Here is a 25558-nt window from a genome sequence, read left to right on the forward strand (position 1 = left end):
GTGGTCCGTACGAGGTCCGTACGAGGTCCGTCGGGTGAGGGGCGGCCTCGGGCGCCCTCCGCTCCTTTGAACCGGCCCCGGGAGGACGGACGTTTGCCGTCCGGGCTTCATGTCCCCGTCTTCCCTGGTGCCCTCCCGCCACCCGTGATCGCTTGGTAGCCTCCGTCCGTGCTTCACGCGCGTCGACGTCCCCACAGCGGCCGCGGCGGGCCCTCGTGATCGTGCGTCAGGTGATGCGGCGGGCCGCCTCGGTCACCGGGCGATCCCCGCGTGTGGCCGCCGGTCGCGCCTCGGAGGGGCAACTGCGCGCGGTCGTGGTGGCCTACGCGGTCTCCTCCTACGGCACCTTCCTCAACCTCATCGCGCTCAGCCTGTTCGTCTACGCGGTCTCCGGCAGCGGGCTCGGGCTCGGGCTGCTGATGGCCCTGCGGCTGTTCGCCGGACTGCTGGCCGGGCTCGGCGCCGGTGCGCTCGCCGCCCTGATCGGGCGCAGGCGGATGATGATCACGGCGGATCTCTGCCAGGCCGCGGCCATGGCGGCCCTGGTCGTCCAGGGCCGGTCGGTGCCGGTGTGGCTGCTGGCGGTCGTGGTGAGCGTTCTCGGCGCGGGCAACACCTTTTACAACGTGGCCCTGCGCAGCGCGATCCCGGTCCTCGTGGGTGCCGAGGCCCGGGTGCGGGCGAACGGGCGCCTGGTGACGGCCCGTTCGCTCGCCACCGTGGCCGGCTTCGCCTCCGCGGCACCCGTCGTCGGTGTCGCCGGCCACGAGGCCGCGTTCGCCGTGAACGGCGCCAGCTTCCTGGTGTCGGCGGCGGTGATGCTCCGCCTGCGGGTGCGGACCGAGGAGCCGGGCGAGGTGCCGGAGACGAAGGCGCGGCAGGTCGAGGTGCCGGAGGCCAAGGCACCGGAGGCCAAGGCACCGGAGGCCAAGGTGCCGGAGTCGGAGGCTTCCGGGGCGGGGACCACAGCGGCGGGGACCCAGGTGCCGGGGACTGAGGTGCCGGGGACCTCGATGCGGGGCGTGGCGCCGGAGACCAAGGCACCGGAGTCGAGAGCTTCCGAGTCGAAGGTTTCCGGGCCGGGGGCCTCGACCCTGCGGCGCGTCCTCACGACGGTGCCGGCCTTGCTGCTCGGCATGGTCGTCCTCCGCGGCGTCGACGCCCTGGCCTCCTCCTCGCACAACGTCGCGCTGCCCCTCGTGGCCGAACTCCGCACGCCCTCGAACCCCGCCCTCTTCATGACCCAGTTCTGGGCGTCCTGGGCCGCGGGCACCTTCCTGGCCCACCAGATCCTGAAACGGCGGCAGGCGGCCGTCGCCGAAGGACACGGCGGCACCCTGGCCTTCGCCGTCGGCACCTGCGCGATGTCGATCTGCTTCGTGCTGGCCTTCACCGGCCCCGCCCCCCTCCTCCTGGCCGTGGTCGCCGGCCTCGCGGGCGTCGCGGACGGCATCACGGAGATCGTCTACACCTCCCGGCTCCAGGCGGCGCCGGACCGCGAGCGCAGCCGCCTCTTCGGCCTGTCCGCGACGGCGGAGACCTGCGGCTTCACCCTCGGCACGATCGGCGCCGCGGCCGCCCTCGACGCCTGGCCCGCCCTCGCGGTCGTCGCCCTCTTCCACGGCCTGGCCTGCTGCGGAGCGCTGTTCCTGCTGCTCACCACCTACCGCGCCCGCCGCCGGGCGCACCGACCACAAGCCCCCGCCCGACGCACGACCGCACGCTGACGTAGACGCTGACGCAGACGCACGAGGAGAACCGACCCATGGAGCGAGCGCCCGGCCATGCCCTGTACCGAGGGCCGGAGCTGGAGTTCACCGACGACGACGCGCCCCACGCCGTCGCGGCCCTCCACCGTGCGGCGGAACGCCACCCCGAGGCCGGCGTCGTCATCGTCGAGGACGACGGCGCGACCCGGACCCTCCGCTACCCCGAACTGCTCTCCCAGGCCCGCCGCATGCTCACCGGGCTGCGGCGGCGCGGCCTGCGACCCGGCACGGACGTCGTCCTGTGCGGCCTGCCGCTGCCCGTCTTCTTCCCCGCCGTATGGGCCTGTCTTCTCGGCGGTACCCGCCCCGCGCTCGTCGCCGAACGCGCCGAGCCCGGTTCCCCCACCCTCGAACGGCTGCGCCACACCTGTGCGTTGCTCGACGGGCCGCTCGTGCTCACCGACCGGGCGGGCGCCGCCTCGCTGGCCGCCACCGCTCCCGACCTGCGCCGCGTGGTCGCCGAGGACTGCCTCGACGGGCGGCCGACCGAAGCCGGGGCCGAAGCCGGGGCCCCGACCGAAGCGCAAGCCCAAATCCAAGCGGGAGCGGAGGCGGAGGCCGAGGCGGAAGCCGACGGTGGCCCCGGCGCGTACGGCGACCTCGGCGCGTACGGCGTCCTCGACGCGGGTGTCGTCGAGCCCGACGGCTCCGACGTCGCCCTCCTCATGCTCTCCTCCGGCAGCACCGGCGCCCCGAAGGCGGCCCGGCTCACCCACGCGGGCCTCGCCGAGTTCGCCGCGAGCACCCGCAGGATCCTCGACGTGCGGCCGGGCGACACGAGCGTGAACTGGCTCCCGCTGGACCACAGCGGAGCCTTTCTGCTCTCCCACCTCCTCGAGGTGTTCGCCGGCTGCACCAACGTGCACGCGCCCACCAGTTACGTCCTGGCCGACCCCCTCCGCTGGCTGGACCTCCTCCACGCGCACCGGGCGAACCACAGCTGGGCGCCCGCCTTCGCCTACCGGCAGGTCGCCGAAGCGGTCGCGGAGCACCCCGACCGCACCTGGGACCTGACCGGCATACGGTCGCTCCTGTGCGGCGGCGAACAGATACCCCTGCCGGTGATGCGCGCGTTCCTCGGCGCCCTGGAACCGTACGGCGTGCGCGAGGAGCACATCGTCCCCGCGTGGGGCATGGCGGAGACGGTCACGGCCATCACGTACGGGCGGCTCGGACGCCCGGGCTCCGTGCACCGGATCCGCAAGGACACCCTCGGCGGCACCCTGATCACCGCCGACGCCACCACGCCCGAGCGGGACGTGCTGACCTTCGTGTCCGTCGGCGCCCCCGCGCACCGCGCGGAGGTGCGGGTCGTCGACGGGCGGGGCGAGCCGCTCCCCGAACGGCGGGTCGGCGCGCTCCAGGTGCGCTGTGCGGCCCGCGTCACCCCCGGGTACGTGCGCGACGCCGAGGCCGACCGTGCCGCCTTCCCGGCCGGCCGGGACTGGCTCGCCACCGGTGACCTGGCCTTCCTCGCCGACGGGCAGGTGACCATCACCGGCCGGAGCAAGGACCTGATCATCGTCAACGGGCACAACGTGCTCTGCCACGAGGTCGAGGACGTCGCCTCCACCGTCCCCGGCACGCGCGCGGGCGCCGTCGCCGCCTGCGGCGTGCCCGACCGGACCACCGGCAGCGAGTCGCTCGTCGTCTTCTTCGTCGGCTCAGGGAGCCCTGCCACGGACAGGGACATCGCCGCCGGGATCAAGGCGGCCGTCTTCGCGGGGCTCCGGCTCACCGTCGCCCGCGCCGTGCCCGTCGCCGAGGCCGACTTCCCGCGCACACCGGCCGGGAAGATCCGGCGCGCGGAGCTGCGCGACCGCCTGCTCACGGGCACCTTCGACGCGGACATGTGCGACGCGGACATGTGCGACACGGACACGTGCGACACGGGCACCTTCGGCACGGACACCAACGCCGCCCCCGACACCGCCCCCGACACCACTCCCGACCCCGACCCCGTCACCGGGTACGCCTTCGGTGCCGACAGCGACGCCCTGGACGCGATGCGGGAGGAGGTACGGGAGGCGGTGGCCGCCCTCGTGGAGCGTCCCGTCGACCCGCACACGCCCTTCTACGAGCTCGGCATGACCTCCCTCGCCCTCGGCCGGCTCCGGGGCCGACTGGAACAGCGCCTGGGCCGGGCCGTCCCGGTCACCGCCCCCTTCGAGCACCCGACGGTCGCCGCCCTCGCCGCGTATCTGGCGAGCGACCCGACCCGGTCCACCAGCCGGACCACCGTCCATGCCGGCACCCGGCCCCCCGCCCGGCCCGACCACCGCATCGCCATCATCGGCCTTTCCGCCCGCTTCCCCGGAGCGTCCTCCGTCGACGCCTTCTGGGACAACCTCCGCCACGGAAGGGACAACGTCAGCGTCTTCCCGCGCCGCTCCGACGCGCCGTCCCACGTGCCCGTGGGCGGTGTCCTCGACGACATCGAGGGCTTCGACGCCGAGTTCTTCGGCATGAACCCGAAGGAGGCCGGACTCACCGACCCCGCGCACCGGCTCTTCCTCGAATGCTGCCACGAGGCACTGGAACAGGCGGGGCACGCGGCCCCGGCGCCCGAGACCCGCGTCGGTGTGTTCGCCGGCAGCGGCATGAACCTGTACGACCACCAGAACGCGGCCGGCACCGAGCCGCCCGCCGGCGACGGCAGCACCCCGGCGGCCCCCGCGGACCCGGCCACCGGGCTGCTCACGGCCATAGGACGGCAACCCGACTTCCTCGCCACCCGTGTCGCGTACCGACTCGGCCTCACCGGCCCGGCCATCGGCGTCCAGACCGCCTGCTCGACCTCCCTCGTCGCCGTCCACCTCGCCGCCCAGTCCCTGATCAGCGGCGACTGCGACCTGGCCGTGGCGGGTGCCGCGGCCGTCCACACCCCGCAGGACTCCGGCTACCACAGCCACCCGGGCTCCATCCTCTCCCCGACCGGCCGCTGCCGGGCCTTCGACGCGGACGCCGACGGCACCGTGGGCGGCAACGGCGTCGCGGCCGTCGTCCTCAAGCGGCTCGACCGCGCGCTCGCCGACGGCGACACCGTGCACGCCGTCATCCTGGCGTCGGCGGTCAACAACGACGGCGCGGGCAAGGCCGGTTTCAGCGCCCCCGGGCTCGCCGGACAGGTCGACGTCGTACGGCAGGCCCTGCGCAAGGCGGCGGTTCCGCCGGAGACGGTCACCTACGTGGAGGCGCACGGCACCGGCACCCAGCTCGGAGACCCGGTGGAGTTCGAGGCCCTGTCCCGCGCCTACGGGGCCGGCGCCGAGCACACCGGCTTCTGCACCCTGGGTTCGGTCAAGCCGGCCATCGGCCACCTGGACAGCTGCGCCGGCATGGCGGGCCTGATCAAGACGGTGCTCATGCTCCGGCACCGCACCCTCGTGCCGACGCTCCACCTGAACCGCCCCCACCCCGCCCTCGCCCTCGACGGCAGCCCCTTCGTGCTCGGCACCCGGCTGCGGCCGTGGACGGCGCCGACCGGGACACCGCTGCGGGCCGGGGTGAGCGCGCTCGGCGTCGGCGGGACCAACGCCCATGTCCTCCTGGAGGAGGCACCACCCCGCCGGACCCTCGCCGCCGCCCCGCACCAGGCGCCGGTGCCGGGCGCCTTGCCGCGCCCGGTGCTCGTGCCCGTCTCCGCCCGGGACGCCGAAGCCCTCACCGAGCTCACCGGCACGCTCCGCCGTCATCTGCTGGACCACCCCGACCTGACCGCCTCCGACGTGGCGGCCACCCTCGCACTCGGCCGGCCCCACCGCCCGTACCGCACCGCCGTCGTCGGACGCACGGCGGGGGAGCTCGCCCAAGCCCTGGAACACGCCGCCACCGACCCCACCCCGCTCGGCCGGCAGGCGTTCGCCTATCCCGGCCAGGGCAGTGCCCGCCCCGGCATGGCCCGCGAGATCCACGCCGCCCACCCCGAGGCCCGCCGGATCCTGGAGCTGTGCGAGCGGGTCTATGCCGAGGAGTTCGGCGGCACCCTACTGCCCCTGCTGCTCGACGCGGGCACGGGCACGGACACGGATTCGGCTACGGACGCGTACACGGATACGGATACGGCCGACGACCCGATCTGGCCGACCTCGATGGCCCAACCCGCCCTCTTCGCCCACCAGATGGCCCTCACCGCATTGTGGCGGGCGGTCGGTGTGCGCCCGGCCCTCGTGCTCGGTCACAGCGTCGGCGAGTACGCCGCGCTGTGCGCGGCCGGTGCCCTGTCCGTCGAGGACGGACTGCGGATCACCGCCCGGCGCGGCCTGCTGATGGAGCGGCATTGCCCGCCCGGCGGCATGCTCACGGTCCGCGCCGACCTGACGACCGCGCGCCGTGTGGCGGAGGCGTCCGGCACCGATCTGGCCGCGGTCAACGGACCCCGGTCGCAGGTCCTCTCCGGCTCACCGGAGGCGCTGGCGGACGCCACCCGGCTGCTGGACGCCGAGGGCATCTCCTGGCGCGGGATACCGGTCGACCGGGCCTTCCACTCGCGTCACCTCGACGCCGCGCTCCCCGAGCTGGGGGCGCTGGCCGACGGCCTGGAGCTCCGCCCGCTGCGCCTCGCGCTGGCCGGCGCCCTGGACGGCGTGGTGCGCCCGCCCGGCTCGACGGTCGCCCCTGAGTACCTGGTCCGCCAGGCGCGCGAACCCGTCCGCTTCGACCTGGCGGTGGCCGCGGCCGCGCGCGAGGGATGCGCGGACTTCCTGGAGATGGGCACCGGCGAGGTGCTGGTCCGCGTGGGACGGCACTGCCTGCCCGACAGCCGCTGGCGGCCCGGCCAGGGCGCCGCCGCCGGCGAGCAGTGGCAGGGCTTCCTCGACTCGCTCGGCGAGCGCTACCGCCGTGGCGCGGACATCGACTGGTCCCAGGTGACCCCTGCGGGAGGGCGCGTTCCACTGCCCGGCCACCCGCTCCGCCGCCGCCGCTTCCCGCTGCCACGGGCCGCGTCCTCCGCCCAGGCCCCTGCACCTGCCTCCGCTCCGGCCCCTGCCCCCGGACCGGCCTCTGAGCCCGAGCCGGTGGCGGCGCGGACGGGGAGCGCCGCACTGGACGACATCGTCCTCGGCGTACGGGAGTCGGTCGCCGGCAAGCTGGATCTCGACCCGGCGGACGTGGGCCCCGACGACTCCTTCTTCGCTCTGGGGGCCGACTCCCTGGCGCTGATGGGTCTCACCGCCGACCTGGAGCGCCTCTACGGGGTACGGGTCCCCGTCCGCGAGCTGTTCGCCGACGCCGACACCCCGCGCGCCCTCGCCGAACTCGTCGTACGGCTCCGTGGAGACGGGACCGACGCCCAGCCGCAGCCGCAGCCGCAGCCGCAGCCGGAGCCGGAGCCGAAGTCGAAGCCGAAGCCGGAGGCGGAGGCGGCTCCGGCGGTGGCTCCGGAGACCGGTGAGAACGATCCGCGGGAGGTGGTGGCCCGGCAACTCCGCTTCGCGGAGCACCTCGTGGACCGCATGGCTGACCTGATGGAGCGTCAGCTTGAGGTGCTGAAAGGCACCCCCTCCGCAGCGGCGGCGCCACCGCCGACCCCGTCGCCGGCCCGGACCGCCGCCCCCACCCCGGCCCCGATCCCCGCCCCCCGACCAGCCCCCGCCCCGCAGCCGACGTGCCAACCGACGGCGGCCGGATGCGACTTCAGCCTGTACTTCTTCGGCGACTATCCCGAGACCGGCACCGCCGACACCTACGGGCTGATCCTGGAGGCGACGGAGTTCGCCGACCGGAACGGCTTCCACGCCGTCTGGTTCCCCGAGCGGCACTTCGACTCGTTCGGCGCGCCCTTCCCCAACCCCTCCGTCCTCGCCGCCGCCCTCGCGACCCGTACCAGCAGGGTCCGGCTGCACGCGGGTTCCGTCGTCCTTCCATTGCACCACCCGGTCCGGGTCGCCGAGGAGTGGTCCGTCGTCGACAACCTCTCGGGCGGCCGGGCCGGGCTCTGCTTCGCGAGCGGCTGGCACGCGCGGGACTTCGCGCTCGCGCCGGAGAACTTCGGCTCGCACCGGGAAGTGATGTACGAGCGCCTGGAGACGGTCCGCGCGCTCTGGTCCGGCCGGCCGGTCACCATGACCGGGGGCGACGGTGACCCCGTCGACATCCGGCTGCACCCGACGCCCGTCCAGGACCGGCCGCCCCTCTACGTCGCCGTGCTGGGCAATCCCGACAGCTACCGCCGGGCGGCCGCCGAGGGGCTCGGTGTCGTCACCAACCTGATGGCTCAGTCGGTCGAGCAGCTGGCCGAGAACATCGCGCTCTACCGGCGCACCCGCGCCGAGCACGGTCACGACCCCGCCGCCGGCCGGGTCGTGGTCCTGGTGCACACCTACCTCGCGGAGGACGCGGAGACGGCACGGGCGGAGGCGTACCGGCCCTTCGTCTCCTACCTCCGCTCGTCACTCGCCCTCTTCGACCAGGTCACCAACAGCCTCGGCTTCGACGTGGACCTGGCCAACACCCCCGAGGAGGACGTGGACTTCCTGCTCGGCCGCGCCTACGACAGCTACTGCGCCTCCCGTGCGCTCATCGGCGACACCCGGTCCGTGGCCGGCACCGTCCAGCGGCTGACCGAGGCGGGCGCGGACGAGATCGCCTGCTTCGTGGACTTCGGCGTCCCCGCCGACAAGGTGCTCGCCGGGCTGTCCGAGATCGACGCCCTCCGCAGGCAGACCGGAGCCCGCCCCGTCTCCCGTGTCCCCGCCGGTGTCCCTGCGCCTGCCGTGGTCCCTGCGCTTGCCCCCGCCTCCGCCGTGGCCCCGGCTTCTGCCGTGGTCCCGGCTTCTGCCGTGGTCCCGGCTTCTGCCGTGGTCCCCGACACCGGCCCCGTCCCCGCCGTCTGCGCCTCCGTCGGCGAACTGTCGCCCCCTGAGCGGCGGATCTGGCTCGTGGAGCAGATGTACCCGGGCACGAGCATGTACCACGAGCCGAAGGCGATCCGGCTGGACGGACCGCTGGACGTGGGCAGGCTGCGGTGGGCGCTGCGGTGCACGGTGGCGGGGCAGCCCGCCCTGCGCACGGTCTTCGGCACGGTCGACGGCGAACCGGTCCGGCGGATCCACGACCATGTCGAGGTCGACTGCCCGGTGGAGGACCACACCGGCTCCACCGAGGAGCAGGCCCTGGCCGCAGCGCTGGCCAGGGCGGCGGGCACGGCCTTCGACCTGGCGACGGGCCCGCTGTTCTCCTGCCGGCTGCTGCGCCTCGCGGAGGACCGGCACCTCCTCTTCCTCCTCGCCCACCACATCGTCTTCGACTCCTCCTCCACCGTCGTGTTCACGCGCGAGCTCGCCGCCCACTACCGAGCCCGGCCGGGCACCGCCTCGGACACCGCCCCGGACACCGCCCCTGCGCCCCGCCCGCCGGCCGCACGCCCGGCCCCGGTCGTCACGCCCGAACGCCGCGCGGAGGTCCTGGACTTCTGGCGGCGCGAGCTGGCGGGCGCGCGGGACGCGACCCTGCCCTCGGACCGGCCGCGCCCGGCCGTGCGGTCCGGACGGGGCGCGAGCCTCACCCACGCCCTCGACGCACGGCTGACCTCCGGCCTGAGAACGTTCGCGGCCGAGCGGCGCTCCACCCTGTTCATGGTGCTCACCGCGGCGATCGGCGCCGTCCTCGGCCGGTTCGGCGGTCACGACGACGTGGTCGTCGGCACCGCCGTCTCGGCCAGGCCGGAGGGCGCCGAGGACGAGATCGGCCTCTTCCTCGACACGGTGGCACTGCGGGTGGACCTGGCCGGCGATCCCGACTTCACGGAGCTGCTGCGCCGGGTGAAGGAGCGCAGCACCGCCGCGTACGAACACCGCGACGTGCCCTTCGACGAGCTGGTGTCCGCGCTCAACCCGCACCGCGACCCCGGACGCAACCCGCTGTTCCAGGTGATGGTCGAGTACGAGAACGAGGGGCGGGTGGACTTCGACCCGCCGGGCCTCGACGCGACCCTCCTCGACGTGCCGTCCGCCCGCGCGCCCTTCGACCTCGCCGTCTATCTGACCCACCACCGCGACGGCGTGCGCTTCATGGCCGAGTACGACACGGACCTGTTCGCCGAGAGCGACGTCCGACGGTTCACGGACTACGTGGAACAGCTGCTGCGGCGGGTGCTCGCCGACCCCGGGGCGCCGCTCTCCGCGCTGACCGCGCTCACGGACACCGACCGGGCGGAGCTGGCCCGGCTCGGGCGGGCCGACGAGGCCCCGCCCGCCGTCACCGACACCCTCCACGGGCTGTTCGAGGCGCAGGCACGCCGGTCACCGGACGCCGTCGCGCTGCTGTCCGCGGCCGACGGCGGGCGGACGAGCTACGCAGAGCTCGACGCCGCCGCCGACCGTCTCGCGGCCCGGCTGCGCGCGCGGGGCGCGGGCCGCGGCGAACGGGTCGCGGTGCTCCTCCCGCGCGGCCCCGGACTGATCACGGCGCTGCTGGCGGTGCTGAAGAGCGGGGCCGCGTATCTGCCGGTCGACGTGGCCCAGCCCGGGCCCCGTGTCGACCGGCTGCTCGCCGACGGCCGTCCCGTGCTGGTGCTGACCGACGAGGCCACGACGGCCCGCCACCCCGCCCTGGAACGGTGGCCGCTCCTCACCGTCGGCGCATCGGCGCGAGAAGCGGACCGAGACCTCTCCGTGCCGGCCCCGGACCTCTCCGCCTCGGACCGGGACCTCTCCGCCCCGGACCCTTCCGCCCCCGACCCTTGCGGCGGGCTCCCCGAAGTGTCCGCCGACGACCCCGCGTACTGCATCTACACCTCCGGCTCCACCGGCCGGCCCAAGGGTGTGGTCGTGCCCCATCGCGGCCCCGTCAACATGGTGCTGCGGCACATGGAGGAGCATCCGGGGCTCCGCACCCTGCAATGGACCTCGCCCGCCTTCGACGTCAGCGTCCAGGAGATCTTCACCACCCTGGCCGCCGGAGCCGCCCTCGTCCTCGTCGACGACGAACTGCGGCACGACCCCGCCGCCCTCGTCGAGACCGCCCGCCGGCACCGCGTGCAGCGCATGTTCCTGCCGTGCACCCCGCTGACGTATCTGATGGAGACCGCGCCGCGCCTGCCCGACCTGCGGGAGCTGTTCTCGGCGGGCGAGGCCCTGCACCTCACCCCCGCGTTCCTCGACTTCCTCGACCGGCATCCGGACTGTGTGCTCCACAACCAGTACGGGCCGACCGAGACCTCCGTCATCGTCACCTCCCACCGGGTGGACCCCGCCCGGGGCAGCCGGCCGCCCATCGGCAGGCCGCTGCCCGGCGTACGCATCACCCTGCGCGACGCGACCGGGGCCGAGGTGCCGCGGGGCGCGGCCGGCGAGATCCACGTGGGCGGTGTCGCCGTGGCGTACGGCTACCACCGGCGGCCCGAGGAGACGGCCGCGGCCTTCCGCACCACCCCGGCGGGCGAAGCGGTCTACCGCACGGGCGACCTGGCCCGCTGGCGGAACGACGGCACCCTGGAGTTCCTCGGCCGGGTCGACGACCAGGTCAAGATCCGTGGCCACCGGGTCGAACCCGCCGAGGTCAAGGAGGCGTTGACCCGACGGCCCGCCGTCCGGGACGCGGCCGTCGTGCCCCGCAGGAACCGCAAGGGCGACACGGAACTCGTCGCCTACCTCACGCCCGCCGGCCCGCGCGTCCCCGACACCCCGGGGGAGACCGAAGCGCTCCGCGCCGACCTGGCCGCCGAGCTGCCCGACCACCTCGTGCCCCGCCACTGGGTGTGGCTCGAACGGCTGCCCGTCGGCACGTCCGGCAAGCTGGACCGGAGCCGGCTGCCCGCCCCCGAGGACGCCGTCGCCCCGGCCCCGTACGACTCCGGTGAGGAGCCCGCCACCGGCGCCGAGAAGGCCCTGCACGAGCTGTGGTGCGACGAACTGGGCGTCGGGAGCGTGCCGGTGACCCGCTCGTTCTTCGAACTCGGCGGCCACTCGCTCAGCGCCGTACGGCTGCTCAACCGGATGACCGCCGAACACGGCATCGCCCTGTCCATGGCGGACTTCTTCCGCGCCCCCACCCTCCGCGCCGTCGCCCGCCGGCTCGACGCCGAGGACCCCGCCCCGCTCCCCGCGCCCGTACGGCCGGCCGGCCCCGTCCCCATGCCGACCACGCTGCGCAGGCTGTGGCGCCGCCACCACGAGCGCACCGACCCCGCCGTCTACAACGTCGTCCACCGCGTCGACCTGCACGGCCCGCTGGAGCCGGAGGCGCTCAGCCGGGCGCTCGCCGCCCTCGTACGCCGCCACGACGCCCTGCGCAGCCGGGGCGTGTCCCAGGGCGGTGAGCTCTTCGTCGAGACCCTGGCCGACGTCCCGGTCGACCTGCCCGTCGACGACCTCACGTCGCTCGACCCGCCGGCGGTCGACCGCTGGTGCCGGGAGGAGGCGGAACGGCCCTTCCGGATGGACCGGGCGCCGCTCTTCCGCTTCCGGCTCGGCCGGACGGCCGAGGACCGGTGGGTGCTGATGGTCGTGCTCCACCACGCCGTGTGCGACGGCTGGTCGATGGGCATCCTGTGGAACGACCTCGGGCGCCTGTACGAGGGTGAGGTCGGCGGCCCGGCCGTCGAAGCGCCCGCTCCGGCGGACCCGCTCGCCCTGACGGACCCGCTCGCACCGGCCGTCACGTCCGACCGGCTCGCTCCGGCGGACCCGCTCGCACCGGCCGTCACGCCCCACCCGCTTGCTCCGCCGGTCACGCCGGACTCCCTCGCCCCGGCCGTCACACGCGACCCGCTCGCCCCGGCGGGCACGCCGGGCCCCCTCGCCCCGCCCGCCGCACAGTTCATCGACTTCGCCCGCTGGGAGGCGGAACAGCTCGCCGGCCCCCGGCGCGCCCGCCTGGAGGCCTTCTGGCGCGAGGAACTCGCCGGTGCGCGGCTGCACCTGAGGCTGCCGTACGACCGGCCCCGCCCCGCGACGCTCTCCGGAGACGGAGCCCTGCACCGGCACGTCGTCGAGGGCCCCGTGCCCGACCGGGTCGCCGAGGTCGCGGGCCGGCTCGGTGCCACGCCGTACACGGTGCTCGCCGCGGCCTTCGCCACCTGGGTCGCACGGTACGGTGACGCCGCCGCCGACGTGGTCCTGGCCGCCTCCAGCGCCAACCGCGCCGGGCGGCGCGCCCACGAGGAGATCGTCGGACTGCTGGGCGACGCCGTCCTCCTGCGCGCCCGCCTCTCCGCGGCCGAGACCTTCGCCGACCTGGTCACCGGCCTCGGCGCCACGCTCTTCGGCGTCCTCGACCACCAGGCGCTGCCGCTGGACGAGGTGGTGCGCCTGGTCGCGCCCGACGAGGCGGAAGGGCTCTTCCCCCGGGTGCTGTTCACCGTCGTCACCACCCCGGCACCGGTCCTGCGCCTGGGCGGGGTCTCCGCCACCGTCACCTCCGTCCCGGTCCGCGGCGCGGCCCGCAACGAGCTCTACGTGGTGCTCGTGCCCCGGCCGGGCAGCATCACGGTCACCTTCGAGTACTCCACCGACCTCTTCGACGCCACCACGATCACCCGCTGGGCGCGGGAGTTCGCCCAGGTCCTCGCGACCGTCACGGCCCGCCCGGACACACCGCTGTCGGTGCTGACCGAACGCCCCCCGGTCCAGGGCCGGTCGACGTGACAGCACGCCCCGGCGGCACTCCCACCGGCGGCACCCATCGCCCAGTGGCCCGCCCCCGGCCGATGACACACCCCGGCGAACGGCGCTCCCCGTGGGAGCGCCGTCGCTCGGCGTATCTGGGCATCCGGCCGCGCAACATCGGGTCCGGTTGCCGATGAATCCGCCCAGGCGCCCCCGCAGACTGCAGACATGCCCCCCGGAACCGGCCGGAACCAGGCCGAACCAGTCACGGGTGGGGAAGCCCCGCCCCGTCTCGACGGCGGCCTCCTCGCGGCGAGCCGCCGCCAACTGCTCGCCAAGCGGGCCATGGACGTCGGTCTCGCCCTGCCGGCCCTCGTCGTGCTGTCACCGGTCCTGCTGGGCGCGGCCTGCGCGATCAAGCTGTCGTCGAGGGGACCCGTCTTCTATCTGCAGGAGAGAGTCGGCCGCGACGGGAAGCCCTTCAGGATGTACAAACTGCGCTCCATGTCCCTGGACGCGGAGCGCCGGCGGTCGGACTATCTGCACCTGAACGAATCCTCCGGGCCCCTCTTCAAGATCCGGCGCGACCCGCGGGTCACCCCGGTCGGCCGCGTCCTGCGCAGCTGGAGCATCGACGAGCTGCCCCAACTGCTCAACGTCCTCCACGGCGAGATGAGTCTCGTCGGCCCGCGCCCCGCGCTTCCCGAGGAATGCGAGCACTACGGCCCGCGCGAGCGCCTACGACTGCTCGTGAAGCCCGGCATCACCTGCGTCTGGCAGGTGAGCGGCCGCTCCGACATCCCGTTCGCCGAACAGGTGCGGATGGATCTCGACTACATCGCCAACTGGAGCCTGGGGCTGGACATCAGACTGCTGATCAGGACGGTCCCGGCCGTGCTCGGGCGCCGCGGCGCCTACTGAGGACGACTCGCCTACTGAGGACGACTGCGGCGCCCGAGGCCACCTGTGCATCACGGGGTCAGACCAGCAGCTCCGAGAAGACCGACGGCAGACGGGGATCGGTGGTGCGGGAGTGCAGGAGCAGCGCCTGGTGGGCGAACATCGCGCACCAGACGTTCGCGATGTCCTGGTCGCCCGAGAAGAGGACTTTGCCGTCCGGCCGTACGAAGCCGAGCAGCGCCCCCGCCAGCGCCTCCAGACGCCCCGCCCAGTCGTCCCCGCGCAGCAGTCCGCGGCGGCGCAGCAGCAGGCCGATGCGCAGGGCCTGCGCCAGCACGTCGGAGCGGACCTTACCGCCCGCCGTGGTCTCCGCGAGGGTTCCGTCGCCGTGCTGGAGCCCCATGAGGCGGGTGTAGATCCTCTCGACGAGCTCCAGTCGCGGGTCCGCCCCGCCCTCGGTGGCCCCGCCCTCCGCGGAGGGCTCCGGGGGAGCGAGGAGCAGGCCCTCGATCCCGTACAGGAGCGGATGCAGCTCCCGGCAGGGCCAGGCCTCGGCCAGCCTCGCCTCCCAGTGCGCGCGGGTCCGTCGGCAGACCCGTACGAGAGGTGTCCTGAGCACGCCGTCCGGCACGCGCAGCAGGGCGGCGGCGGCTTTGAGGTGGTGCGGGCCCGGCCGTGTGGACCAGCGGTCGGGCAGGGGCGCGCCGCCGACCGTGTCATGGGAGCGCAGGAGGGCGGCGCCCGCGCAGATGCCGTCGACGAGGGCGCAGAGGTCGGCGGCGGTCTTCCGTGCCGCGTCGCGCCGCTCGGCCCGCGGGTCGGTGTCCGCGAAGGAGGTGACTCCTCGCGCCGCCATCGCGAGGTCGAAGGTGAACACGCCGGCGTTCCGCCAGTCGGAGCGTCCCGACGACAGATACAGCCGGGTGGGCGGCACGCCCCCGTCGGCCAGACCGCGGGTGATCCAGTCCAGTGCCTGCCGGCCGTGCGCGTGCGCTTCCGCGGCGCGCTCCGGGGAGCTCGCCGCGCCCGACGCCAGCCAGGCCATCGTGGTCAGGTAGTAGCCGGTGATCTCCAGGTAGACGAACTCCGGTCGTCCGTCCCGGTCCAGCCACCCGGCGACCGCCCCCCGCTGGGGGCCCTCCTCGATCTGCGCCCCGCCGCGCAGCAGCCACCGTTCGACGAGCCGGGCCGCCTCCGCCGTCCCGGCGGCCCGCCCGGTGCCGACGACCGGTTGTGCCGCCGCCGTGGCGGCTGTCGCCGCTGCCGCCCGTGCCGTCTCCGCCCGTGCCGTCTGCGCCCTTTCCGTCTCGGCCCGTGCCGTTTCCGTCCATCCTGCTGTCATTGCCGGAACTCCGTCCCTGTCGACGGGGCGAGCACCTCGCCGAGGATCTTCGCGATCCGCTCGCCGGCGAGGCCGTCCCCGTAGGGGTCGTGGCGGGTGGCCATGCGCGCGTACCGGTCGGGGTCGTCGAGCAGGGCGGCCACCGCGGCGACGATGTCCTTCTCGTCGGTACCGACGAGGTGGGACGTCCCCGCCCGCAGCGGTTCCTCGCGTGCCGTACGGCGGTTGACCACGAGCAGCGGTTTGCCGAGGGCCGGTGCCTCCTCCTGGATCCCACCCGAATCCGTCACGATCGCGTACGAGTCGGCGAGCATCCGCATGAACGGGATGTAGCTGCACGGCTCCAGCACGTCGATGTTCGGCGGGTGGCCGTCCTCCAGCGTCTCCCTGAGCATCCGGGCGACCGGGGGAGAGGGGTGACGCACCAACTGGAACCGCACGTCGGGATAGCGCCCGGCCAGCTGCCGGACGGCGCCGAAGACGGACCGGATCCCGTCGGGAATGCTCTCCCGCCGGTGGGTGGTGATCACGATGCGGCGTTCCCCGTCGGGCGGGGCGGGCGTCCGCCGGGGATGGGACAGCGCCCAATAGAGCGCGTCGATACCGGTGTTGCCGGTGAGGAACACCTGGTCCGCCGCCACTCCTTCGCGTACGAGGTTGGCCGCGGCCAGCTCGCTGGGCGCGAAGTGCAGATCGGCGATGGCGCCGAGGATCCGCCGGTGGCCCTCCTCGGGCCATGGGGCACTGTTGTCGTAGGTGCGCAGTCCGGCCTCGACGTGCGCCACGCGCGTGGCGGAGTGGAAGCCGGCGACGCCGGCGGCCATCGTGGTCGTGGTGTCGCCCTGCACCAGGACGACGTCCGGGTGCCACTGGTCGCAGATGTCGGCGGCCCAGCGCGCCACCTTCCACGCCACTTCGGCGGGGCGTTGGTTCTTGCGCATGACCGCCAGATGGTGGTCGACGCTCATCCCGAACGTCGTGAGCGCGTCGGACAGCAGCTCCGAGTGCTGGCCGCTGGAGCACACGATCGTCTCGAAGGTCGAATCCATGTCCCGTAGTGCCCGGACGGGCGAGTACATCTTGATGACCTCGGGCCGTGTGCCTAGGAACGCGGCCACGCGGATGCGTCGTGCCATGTGTCACCTCCGACGTCCGGCGCCGGCAGGGGATGCCGCGGATGGGTGGACTTCGCAGCCAGCCTGCCGGGACGCCGGGGCGGGGTTCATCGGCAGCCGGACCCGATTTTTGCGTCGGGGGATACCCAGAAACCGCCGGTGGCCACGACGACACCTCGGGTGTTCCCGGTGCCGCGGGCCGCGAGAGCGCGGTCTTCCCCGCTCATCTCGACATGTCGTCGTCGTCCAGCGGGATGGCGGCCGCCTCGCGCGAGTGGACGCCGAGTTTCGCGAGCACGGCGGCGACGTGGTGGGCGGCGGTCTTCGGGGTGATGTAGAGCCGGGCGGCGATCTCCCGGTTGGTGAGGCCCTCGCACAGCAGCCGCTGCACCTCCCGCTCCCGCCGGGTCAGACCGTACGGGTTGGCGCACGTCGAGGCGCGCCTGCCCTGGGGGGTGCGCCGCACCCCCGCCGCCCGCAGCCGTTCCCAGGCGCGGTCCGCGGCGGGCCGGGCGCCGAGCGAGCGGAAGGTCTCCAGGGCCTGCCGCAGGGCGGCCACATCACCGCCGAGGCCGGCGAGGGCCGCGTCGTACGGGCAGCCGAGGCCCTCCCACGCTCCCACCGCCTCGCGCCACCGCCCGGCCCGCTCCAGGGCGTACGGCTCCGCCACGCGCGCCCGTGGGAGTTCCCCGCCCGCCGGCCACGACCAGCGCAGCATCCCGCCGACGAGCCACGGGTCGCTCTCGGAGGTGACCGCCTTCAGACCGTGCTCGGCCTCCGCCACGGCGAGGCCGTCGTCCCCTTCGAGCCAGGCCGCCTCGGCGCGGGCGGCCCACACCGGACCGGCGAGGAACAGATCCGCCTCCTCGGCGTACGACAGCGCCTCGTCGAGCAGCGGCCACACGCCCGCCTCGCCGCGGCGGGCCCTGACCAGCGCCGCCGTCACCAGGGGCAGCAGCCGGTGCAGCGGCTGGGCGTTGCGGTCGAGGACCTCGCCCGCCTTCTGCGCCGCCTGGGCCCACCGCCCCCGGTGCAGCATCCCGAGGCCGGCCGCCCCGAGGGCCGGCACGAGGAACGTCGGAAGCTCGTGCTCGCGGCAGTACGCGCACGTGCGGACGGTCAGCCGGTCCAGGCGCGGCAGATCGTGGTGGAGCGCCGCGGCCCAGCAGGCCATCGCCCCGATCTTGCAGGCGTCCTCCGCGAGACCGTCCCTGGCCATGGCCGCGTGCCAGGCGTCCTCGAAGTCGGGCCAGCCCTGCCCGTGGCAGACCACCCGCACCAGCGTCTCGTGGAGCCGGGCATGGGTCTCGAGCGCCGGTTCCCCGAGGCGCGGCCCCAACCGGGCGGCCCGGCCCGCGTACTCGGCCGTCGCCGCCGGGTCGTGGCCGAGGCACGCCAGCTGGGCGAGGTTGGCGTAGGCCCACGCGAGCTCCCGGGACGGGCCCTCCTCGCCCTCCAGCACGCGCACGGCGTCAAGGCCCGCCCGCCAGGCCTCCCGCGCGTGCATCGCCGGCCAGTGCAGCACGGACAGCCGGCGCAGGCCCTCGGCCTCCCGCCGCCGGTCGCCCTGCTCGCGGCGCAACCGCACCGCCTCCTCCCAGGCGTCGATCGACTCGGGGAGGTTTCCGGTCACATAGCTCTCGTGGGCCTGTGCTTCGAGGAGTTCGACGCGCTGCGCGGGCGGGGCGGCGGCCGGGCTGCGCACCGCGCGCCCGTACAGCTCGGCGGCCTCCCGGTGCGAGCCGAGCGCCGCCGCGTAGGAGGCCGCGCGCGGGGCGTACTCGGCGAGGGCCGCCTCGTCGCCGGCCTGCTCGGCGTGGAAGGCCAGTTGCGCGAGGTCGCCCGGGTCGACCGGGCCGGAGCGCAGGACCGCGAGGACGCGGCCGTGCAGTCCGGCCCGCCGGTACGCGGGCAGCGACTCCCAGACCGCCCGGCGGGCCAGCTCGTTGCGGAAGCACAGCACCGGCCCGTCCGAGCGCAGCACCCCCGACGCCAGGCAGTCCGCGAGGCCCGTCGCGGCGGCCGGTGACACGGCGGTGATCAGCGGTTCGGTGGCGCGGGGCCCGATGACGGCCACCGTCTCGGCCGCCTCCCTCGCCCGGTCCGGGAGCCGCGCGACGCGGCCGAGGACCGCTTCCCGCACCGTGGTGGGGACGCCGGGGCCGGGGGCCGCCAGGACCTCCGTGACGTAGAACGGATTGCCGTGGGTGTTGCAGTAGAGCTCGTGGGGGTCCACCGGGTGACCGGCCGCCGCCGTCAGCTCGGCGACCGCCCGGCGGCTCAGCGGGCCCAGCGTGCAGCGGTGCACCGCGCGGGAGGAGGCCAGGTCGCCGAGGACCACCGCCAGCGGGTGGGTGGGGCCGATCTCGTCGTCGCGGTAGGTGACGAGGAGCAGCAGGGGGATCCGGTCGATCCGTCGGGCCACGAAGCGCAGCAGGTCGAGGGTGGCCTGGTCGGCCCAGTTCATGTCCTCGACGACCAGCAGCGTCGGCTTCCCTCCGGCCTGGCCGCCGAGGGCGGTGAGCACCCCGCTGAAGATCCCGCCCGGGTCGGAGCGGCGGCGCAGGCCCGCCTCAAGGGCCTGGGTGACGGGCGGCCCGAGCTGTTCGGCGATGTCCGTCAGGGGGGCCAGGGGGCGGGGCGCGGAGAGCGGGTCGCAGGCCCCCGTCAGCACCCGGGCCCGCCCGCTCGCGCCGGTCTCCTCCGCGAAGCGCCGTACGACCGAGGTCTTCCCGATGCCCGCCTCGCCGCGCAGCAGGACCAGCTGTCCCTCGCCCTGTCCGGCCCGTTCCAGGCAGTCCGCGAGATCCCGCAGTACCGCGCCGCGTTCGAGGAGATCGCTCACCGCTGTCCCCAGCGTGGATGCGTCGTGTGTCCGTCCACCTCTCAGTCTAGGATCTTCGGCCCCGACCGCCCGGGGGGCGCGGGTGGGCCGACGGTCCCGACGCCCTGCCGGACCGCCCGCCCTGCCGGACCGCCCGCCGGGCCCGTACCGACCGGCGGGCGGCGCGTGAGAACGTCGTCACCGTACGTATCTGGGCACCCGGGCGGCGAAAACTGGGCCCGGCTGCCGATGAACGCCGTTCCCGCGCCGCCACAGACTGCTGGCATGCGCCCCGAATCCGCCCCCACCACCCCGAAGGGTCCGCCCCCGCCCGAGATCCATCTGTTCGAACCCTCGGGCTACGCCGGAGTCTTCCAGCACGCCTGCCGGCTCGGCGAACTCCTCGGCCGGTCCGGGCGGCGCGTGGTGCTCCACACCGGGCACGAGCACGAGACGGTGCGCCTCGACGGCGTCGAGCTGTGCCCGTGCTCCTGGTGGCCCCGTCACCGTGACGGCGGCGCCCGCCGCTCCGCCGCCATCGCCGGCAGGTACGTCACCCGTACGCTGCCGCACCTGCACTCCGCGGTGCCGCCCGGCGCGGTCCTGCACGTGGAGGGCATCGCGGCGGCCGGAGCGCTGACCCTGCTCGCGCTCGGCGTCGCCCGGCTCAGGGGCCGCACGGCCGTCTACTCGCCGCACGACACGTTCTCGCGGCGGGGCCGGGTGGACGGCGCGCTGCTGCGGCTCGCCCTGCGCGTCCCGCACGCGCTGATCGTCTACTCCCAGGCGGACGTCGAGGTCCTGCGCCGCCGCGGTCTCCACGCGCGCCGGTCCCCGCTCGTCCAGCTCGTGCCGCACGCCTCAAAGGAGCAGCGGCTCGCGTGGCGCGCCGCGTGGGGGGCCGGTCCGGACACGTCCGTCGTCCTCTTCGCCGGATGCATCCGGCCGGAGAAGCGCCTCGACGTGCTCATCGAGAGTGCCCGGCACTGGCCCGCGAACCGGCGCCTGGCCGTCGTCGGCGAGGACCGCGGCGGGTGGGCCCGCTGCGCGGAGCTGGCGAGGACCTACGGTGTCGACGTCGCCGCCCGCGTGGACTTCCTCGACCTCCCGGAGTTCGCGGCGGCGATCTCGGCGGCCGATCTCGTCGTCCTGCCCTACGACAAGGCGAGCCAGAGCGGGGTGCTCGCGGTCGCCCGTCAGTTGGGCACCCCGACGGCGGCGGCGAACGTGGGCGGCCTGCGGGAACTCGCCTCTCAGACCTTCGCGCCGGGTGATCCGCACGACCTCAACCGGGCCATCGACGCACAGCTCGCCTCCGGCACGGCACCCGACCCGTCCCTGGACGAGAACCAGGCGGTCACCGTGCACCTCCTCGCATACGGGCAGCCGGCATGACCACGCACCTGCACCGACGCACCCCCGCGACCACGGCCGTCGCCGACGGCACCCGGCCCACGGCGCCGCGCCCCGTCGAGCCCGCCACCGCCACCGGCGGCGTCCCCGCCCACCGGGTCCTGCGCTGGTGGCCCCTGATGCTGCTCACCACGATCGCCGCCGTGGTGGCGAGCCTGGTGGTGGCCCTGGGGTCGCGTGACCCCTCGTACAGCGCCACCACGAAGATGCCGGTCACCCCGCTCTCGCAGTCGGACGAGACCTTCCTCGGAACCAGCCTCGTCCGCGACGCGGGCGACGCCGACCGCACCTCCTCGACGGTGGCCCGGCTCCTGGACTCCCACCGTGTCGCGCGGGAGACCGCCCGGTCCCTCGGCGGCGCCTGGACCCCCGAATCCGTCGGCCGCGCCGTCGACGTCACGCCGGTCGGCGAGACGAACATGATCGAGATCACCGCACGGGCGGCCGAGCCGGGCCAGGCGGTCCGCCTGTCGCAGACGTTCGCCGAGACCGCCCTCACGGAGCGGTGGCGGACGATCTCCGCCGAACTGGACCGCCGCATCGCCTTCGCGGAGCGCACCACCGACACCGACCCGAACGCCGGTGAGGAGTCCCGGCGGCTGCAACTCCTCACCTTCGTCCGCGAGAACGGCGTGGACCCCACCCTGAGCATCGACTCGACGACCCCGCCGGTGCGCGTCCAGGAGATGTCCGGGGCCGTGGTCGTCGGCATGGCGGCGGTCGGCGGGCTGTTCGTCGGCGTCGTCGCGGCCTACGGGATCGAGCGGTTCCGGCGCCGCCCGCCGGACGAGGACGCCACGGCCGCCGACGGCGAGCCCCCCATGTCCCCGCACACCCTGAGGAGTTGAGTGGCGATGTCGTCGCCCGCCCCCGTATCCGCTCAACCCCGCCGGATCACCCGCCTCATGGGCATGCCGATCGACGCGGTCACCCTGGACGAGGCGGTCGCCCGGGTCTTCGACGGCCTGGCGTCCGGCCGGGGCGGCACGGTGCTGACACCGAACGTCGACATCCTGCGGCAGTACCGGCGCTCGCCCGAGCTCCGGCGCCGCTTCGAACACACCGAGCTCGTCGTCACCGACGGAATGCCGCTGGTCGTCGCCCTGCGCCTGCAACGCACCCCCGTACCCGGGCAGATCACCGGCACGGACCTGCTGTGCGCCCTGGCCGCGCAAGCCGCCGCACGAGGCCGCACGATCCTCCTCGCGGGCGGCCGCCCCGGCGAGGCCCGGCGGGCCGCCGACCGCCTCACGGAGCTGAACCCGGGCCTGCGCGCCGCGACCCACTCCTGCTACGTACGGCCCGAAACCCTGGCCGCCGAACTGGCCGCCCTCGAGCGGGCCGTCATCGCCGAAGCCCCCGACATCGTCTTCATCGGCCTGCCCTTCGCGAGCCAGACCGCGGCCATGAGCGCCCTGCGCCCGGCCCTGCCCCGCACCTGGTTCGTCGGTGTCGGCTCCAGCTTCGACTTCGTCAACGGCGACCGCACCCGGCCCCCGCTCCTCGTGCGCCGCCTCTGCCTCGAATGGGCCTGGCGGCTCATGAGGCAGCCCTGGCTCTGGCGGCGCTACCTGGTCCAGGGAATGCCCACCACCGTCCAGCTGGCCGCCTCGGCCCTGCGCCGGCGCCGGCGCGGGGACGGCTCACCGGCGACCCCACCCCGCGGCCCGGCAGTCCCGTGAACCCCGGCACCGAGGCGGCCCCCACACGGCGCGAGCTGACCGGCCGCGGCCTGATCGCCTCCGCCTCCTGGATGACCGGAAGCCACCTGGTCGCCCAGGCCTTCGCCTACGGCTCGCTCATCTTCCTCGCCCGCCGCCTGCCGCCCGCCAGCTTCGGCACCGTCGCGGTCGGCACGGCCGTCGTCTACATCGCGACCCTGGTCGTCGACCGCGGCACGTACGGCGGCCTCATCGTGCACCCGCGTCTCACCCGCGCCTACCTCCTCCGTGCCTTTTCGCGCTGCTTCCTCGTCGCCGCCGCACTCGGCGGGGCCATGGCGGCGTCCGCCGCGCCCCTGGTCGACACCTTCGCGGGCGGCGGGGACGCGCCCGCCGTCGCGCTGCTCGCCGTCTGCCTGCCCCTGCACGCCATCGCCATCGTCCCCACCGCCCTGCTGCACAAGCACATGCGGTTCCGGCGGCTCGCCGGGACGATGGCCGTCGCCAACGTCGTGTCCGCCGCGGTCGCCGTGGCCGCGGTCCTCGCCGGAGCGGGCGTCTGGTCCCTGGTGGCGCGCCAGGTGGTCCTCTTCGGCCTCATCGCAGCTGTCAGCAGCGCGCTCTGCCTGCCCGATCTGCGCCGCGGACCGGACGCGCCGCACCCCACCGACGCCGGGGAACACCCGCGCACCGGCCACCGGTGGTTCTTCCTCTTCGGCGTCACCACGATGCTGGCCGCGAACCTCGACTACCTCGTGGTCGGCCTGTCCAGCGACGCCAGTCTCGTCGGCCTCTACGCCCTCGCGTTCACCATCGCCATGGCCCCCTCGACCCAGTTCTCCGAACAGGTCGGCAAGGTGCTCTTCGCCGCCGCCGCGACCAGCCCGGAAACCACCGGCGAACGGACGGTGCAGTCCGTGCGCCTGATGTCGACGCTCCTGCTGCCGCTGCTGCCGGTCGGCATCCTGCTCGCGCCCGTGCTGCTGCCGGCCGTCCTGGGCTCCGAGTGGGTGGGCATGGTGGCCGCGTTCCAGGTGCTGTGGGTGGCCGGCATCGGCTACGCCATCGACAACTGCATCGGCGAAGCGCTCTCCGGGACCGGACACATCGACTTCCGCGCGAAGGTCATGATCGCGCGCTGCGTCGCCACCGCCACCGCCCTGTGGGTCCTCGTGTCGGTCGACGGGATCCGCGGGGCCGCACTGGCGCACCTCGCCGTCTTCCTGCCGTACGCGGCGGTGTACGCCACCGTCGGCGCGCGGCTCGCCGGGACCGGCCCCGGGGCCCTCGGGCGCGCCCTGCGCCCGGTCGCGGCCGCGCTGGTCTGCCAGCTGGCCGTCACCTTCGCCCTGCTCCTCTCGCTGCGTGCGTCGGGCACGTCCGACGGCGTCGCCGTCAGCGCCGCGGCCACCGCCGGCCTCGCCGTCTCGGGGCTCCTGCTGGCCTGGCCCTTCGTCAGGAGGCGGTCACGATGACCGATACGGTTCTCGCGCGCAGCCGGCCCCGCGTTCCCCCGCTCACCCCGGGGCGGGACCGCCGCGCCCTGCGCACGGCGTGCGTCGCCGTCCTCGCGGCGCTCGCGTTCGGGGCCCTCCTGCCGCTGTCCCCGCTGACGGCCGTCGGCGCCCTCGTGGTGATCCCGCTGGCGTTCGGCGCGCCGGTGGCCGCCCTGTCCCTGATGCTCGCGATCACCGTCCTCGTGCCCTTCGAGGTGCAGGACCAGTTCTCCGCCGTCGGCGGCTCCGGCCGCCCCGGGCTGCTGCTCGTCGACGTCCTGCTCCTCCTCGGCCTCGGCCGGATCGCCTGGCTGATGCTGTCGCGCCGGCTCGCCCTCGACGGGCCGCTGCTGGCCGCCACGGCGGTCGTCCTGGTGCTCGCCGTCGCCCTGGCCTGGGGGATCGCACACGGAGCCGCCGTGAGCGAGGCGGGCCACGAGACCCGCCGGGTGCTGCTCGGGGTGGGCGCGTTCATGCTGGCGTGGCCGCTGGTCCACGACCCGGCGGCCCGGCGGCGCCTCGAAGCGGCCCTCGTCGCCCTCGGCCTCGCGCTCGGCGTCTGGGGCCTGGTCCAGTGGGGGTTCTCCATCGACTACACGAGCGCCGCCGACGTCGGCATCCGCCGGGGCGTCGACCTCACCACGTCCGGCCGCGGCTCCCTGCAGGGCGGGCTGTACGCGTACCCGCTCGCCGTGACCCTGACCTGGGCCGTGCTCGTGTCCGGCCGCGTCCGCTCGGCCCCGGTCCGCCGGCTGCTCGTGGCGATCGTGTGCCTGAACGCGGTCTGCCTCTGGCTGACGTACGAGCGGACCTTCTGGCTGGCGACGGCGGTGGCCTGCACGGCCGTGGTGGTGCTGTCCGGCGCGCATGCCCGCCGGATCGCGCTGAGATGGGCGCCGATCGGGGCGGTGGGCCTGCTCGCGTTCCTCGCCGCGCTCGCACCCGGCGAGATCCGTACGGCCCTGGAACGCCTGCTGTCGGTCAACCGGCTGGAGATCGACAACTCCTACGAGTGGCGGGTGATCGAGTCCCGGCTCGTCCTGGACGAGATCAGAGAGCGGCCCCTGACCGGATCGGGCTTCGGCGCGACCCTCACCTGGGGCAAGGACGACACCTTCGCCACCATGACGACCCCCTTCGCCCACAACGGCTACCTCTGGCTGGCCTGGAAGATCGGGGTACCGGCGGCCGCGTTCCTCGCACTCGTCATCGTGGCGGCGGTCGTACGCCGGGGCCCGCCGGAGGAGGAGTGGCGGACGCACACCCTCCGGATCGGCAGCCGGGCGGCCCTGCTCGCCCTGCTCCTCACCAACGTCACCTTCCCCGCCTTCGACGCCCTGGGCATCACCGCGGTGACCGGACTGCTGGTCGCCGTCTGCCTGAGCGGTGGGCGCGCCCCCGCCCCGGCACGACCACCCTCACCACCCCGCCCCCCTGCGCCGGGACAGGCCACGGCCCCGGCCCGGCCGCGGTGAGGAGGTGATGCGCC

The 25558-nt window shown here is 74.9% G+C and carries 11 protein-coding genes; 8 read left to right on the forward strand and 3 right to left on the reverse strand.

Annotated features, from left to right (window positions below; genetic code table 11):
• Nucleotides 1–215: 215 nt before the first annotated feature.
• The 3 genes from ABTZ91_RS24065 to ABTZ91_RS24075 all read left to right on the forward strand — a co-directional run bounded on the left by ABTZ91_RS24065 (nucleotide 216) and on the right by ABTZ91_RS24075 (nucleotide 14239).
• Nucleotides 216–1727 carry an MFS transporter gene (locus tag ABTZ91_RS24065; protein ID WP_352079287.1) on the forward strand — a complete coding sequence of 504 codons (1512 nt, stop codon included), beginning with the start codon at nucleotides 216–218 and terminating at the stop codon, nucleotides 1725–1727.
• A 38-nt stretch (nucleotides 1728–1765) separates the two neighbouring features.
• Nucleotides 1766–13357, forward strand: coding sequence for a non-ribosomal peptide synthetase/type I polyketide synthase (locus ABTZ91_RS24070; RefSeq protein ID WP_352079288.1), 11592 nt, complete (start codon nucleotides 1766–1768; stop codon nucleotides 13355–13357).
• 189 nt (nucleotides 13358–13546) lie between these two features.
• Nucleotides 13547–14239 carry a sugar transferase gene (locus tag ABTZ91_RS24075; protein WP_352079289.1) on the forward strand — a complete coding sequence of 231 codons (693 nt, stop codon included), beginning with the start codon at nucleotides 13547–13549 and terminating at the stop codon, nucleotides 14237–14239.
• A gap of 58 nt (nucleotides 14240–14297) precedes the next feature.
• Here the strand turns inward: ABTZ91_RS24075 and ABTZ91_RS24080 are convergent, their stop codons facing one another.
• From ABTZ91_RS24080 to ABTZ91_RS24090, 3 genes are all read right to left on the reverse strand, one after another.
• Nucleotides 14298–15560: a hypothetical protein gene (locus ABTZ91_RS24080; RefSeq protein ID WP_352079290.1), complete on the reverse strand. Its 1263-nt coding sequence runs from the start codon at nucleotides 15558–15560 to the stop codon at nucleotides 14298–14300.
• Nucleotides 15557–16696, reverse strand: coding sequence for a non-hydrolyzing UDP-N-acetylglucosamine 2-epimerase (wecB, locus tag ABTZ91_RS24085; protein WP_352079291.1), 1140 nt, complete (start codon nucleotides 16694–16696; stop codon nucleotides 15557–15559). The genes ABTZ91_RS24080 and wecB overlap by 4 nt, the downstream gene beginning before the upstream one ends.
• Nucleotides 16697–16898: 202 nt before the next feature.
• The gene (locus ABTZ91_RS24090; protein ID WP_352079292.1) at nucleotides 16899–19520 is read right to left on the reverse strand and encodes an AAA family ATPase; all 2622 of its coding nucleotides are present in this window, start codon (nucleotides 19518–19520) and stop codon (nucleotides 16899–16901) included.
• A gap of 264 nt (nucleotides 19521–19784) precedes the next feature.
• Between ABTZ91_RS24090 and ABTZ91_RS24095 the strand changes: the two genes are divergently transcribed.
• The 5 genes from ABTZ91_RS24095 to ABTZ91_RS24115 are packed head-to-tail and all read left to right on the forward strand — an operon-like array spanning nucleotide 19785 to nucleotide 25544.
• A complete protein-coding gene (locus ABTZ91_RS24095; protein WP_352079293.1) occupies nucleotides 19785–20894 on the forward strand; it encodes a glycosyltransferase in 1110 nt (369 codons plus the stop codon).
• Entirely contained in the window at nucleotides 20891–21760 is an 870-nt protein-coding gene (locus tag ABTZ91_RS24100; RefSeq protein ID WP_352079294.1) for a hypothetical protein, read from the forward strand. The genes ABTZ91_RS24095 and ABTZ91_RS24100 overlap by 4 nt, the downstream gene beginning before the upstream one ends.
• Before the next feature lie 6 nt (nucleotides 21761–21766).
• A complete protein-coding gene (locus ABTZ91_RS24105; protein ID WP_352079295.1) occupies nucleotides 21767–22594 on the forward strand; it encodes a WecB/TagA/CpsF family glycosyltransferase in 828 nt (275 codons plus the stop codon).
• On the forward strand, nucleotides 22591–24048 hold the full coding sequence (locus ABTZ91_RS24110) for an oligosaccharide flippase family protein (RefSeq protein ID WP_352079296.1): 1458 nt from the start codon (nucleotides 22591–22593) through the stop codon (nucleotides 24046–24048). The genes ABTZ91_RS24105 and ABTZ91_RS24110 overlap by 4 nt, the downstream gene beginning before the upstream one ends.
• A complete protein-coding gene (locus tag ABTZ91_RS24115) occupies nucleotides 24045–25544 on the forward strand; it encodes an O-antigen ligase family protein (protein ID WP_352079297.1) in 1500 nt (499 codons plus the stop codon). The genes ABTZ91_RS24110 and ABTZ91_RS24115 overlap by 4 nt, the downstream gene beginning before the upstream one ends.
• Nucleotides 25545–25558: the final 14 nt, after the last annotated feature.

It is taken from the genome of Streptomyces sp. NPDC126499 (assembly GCF_040302485.1).
Classification (GTDB): Bacteria; Actinomycetota; Actinomycetes; order Streptomycetales; family Streptomycetaceae; genus Streptomyces.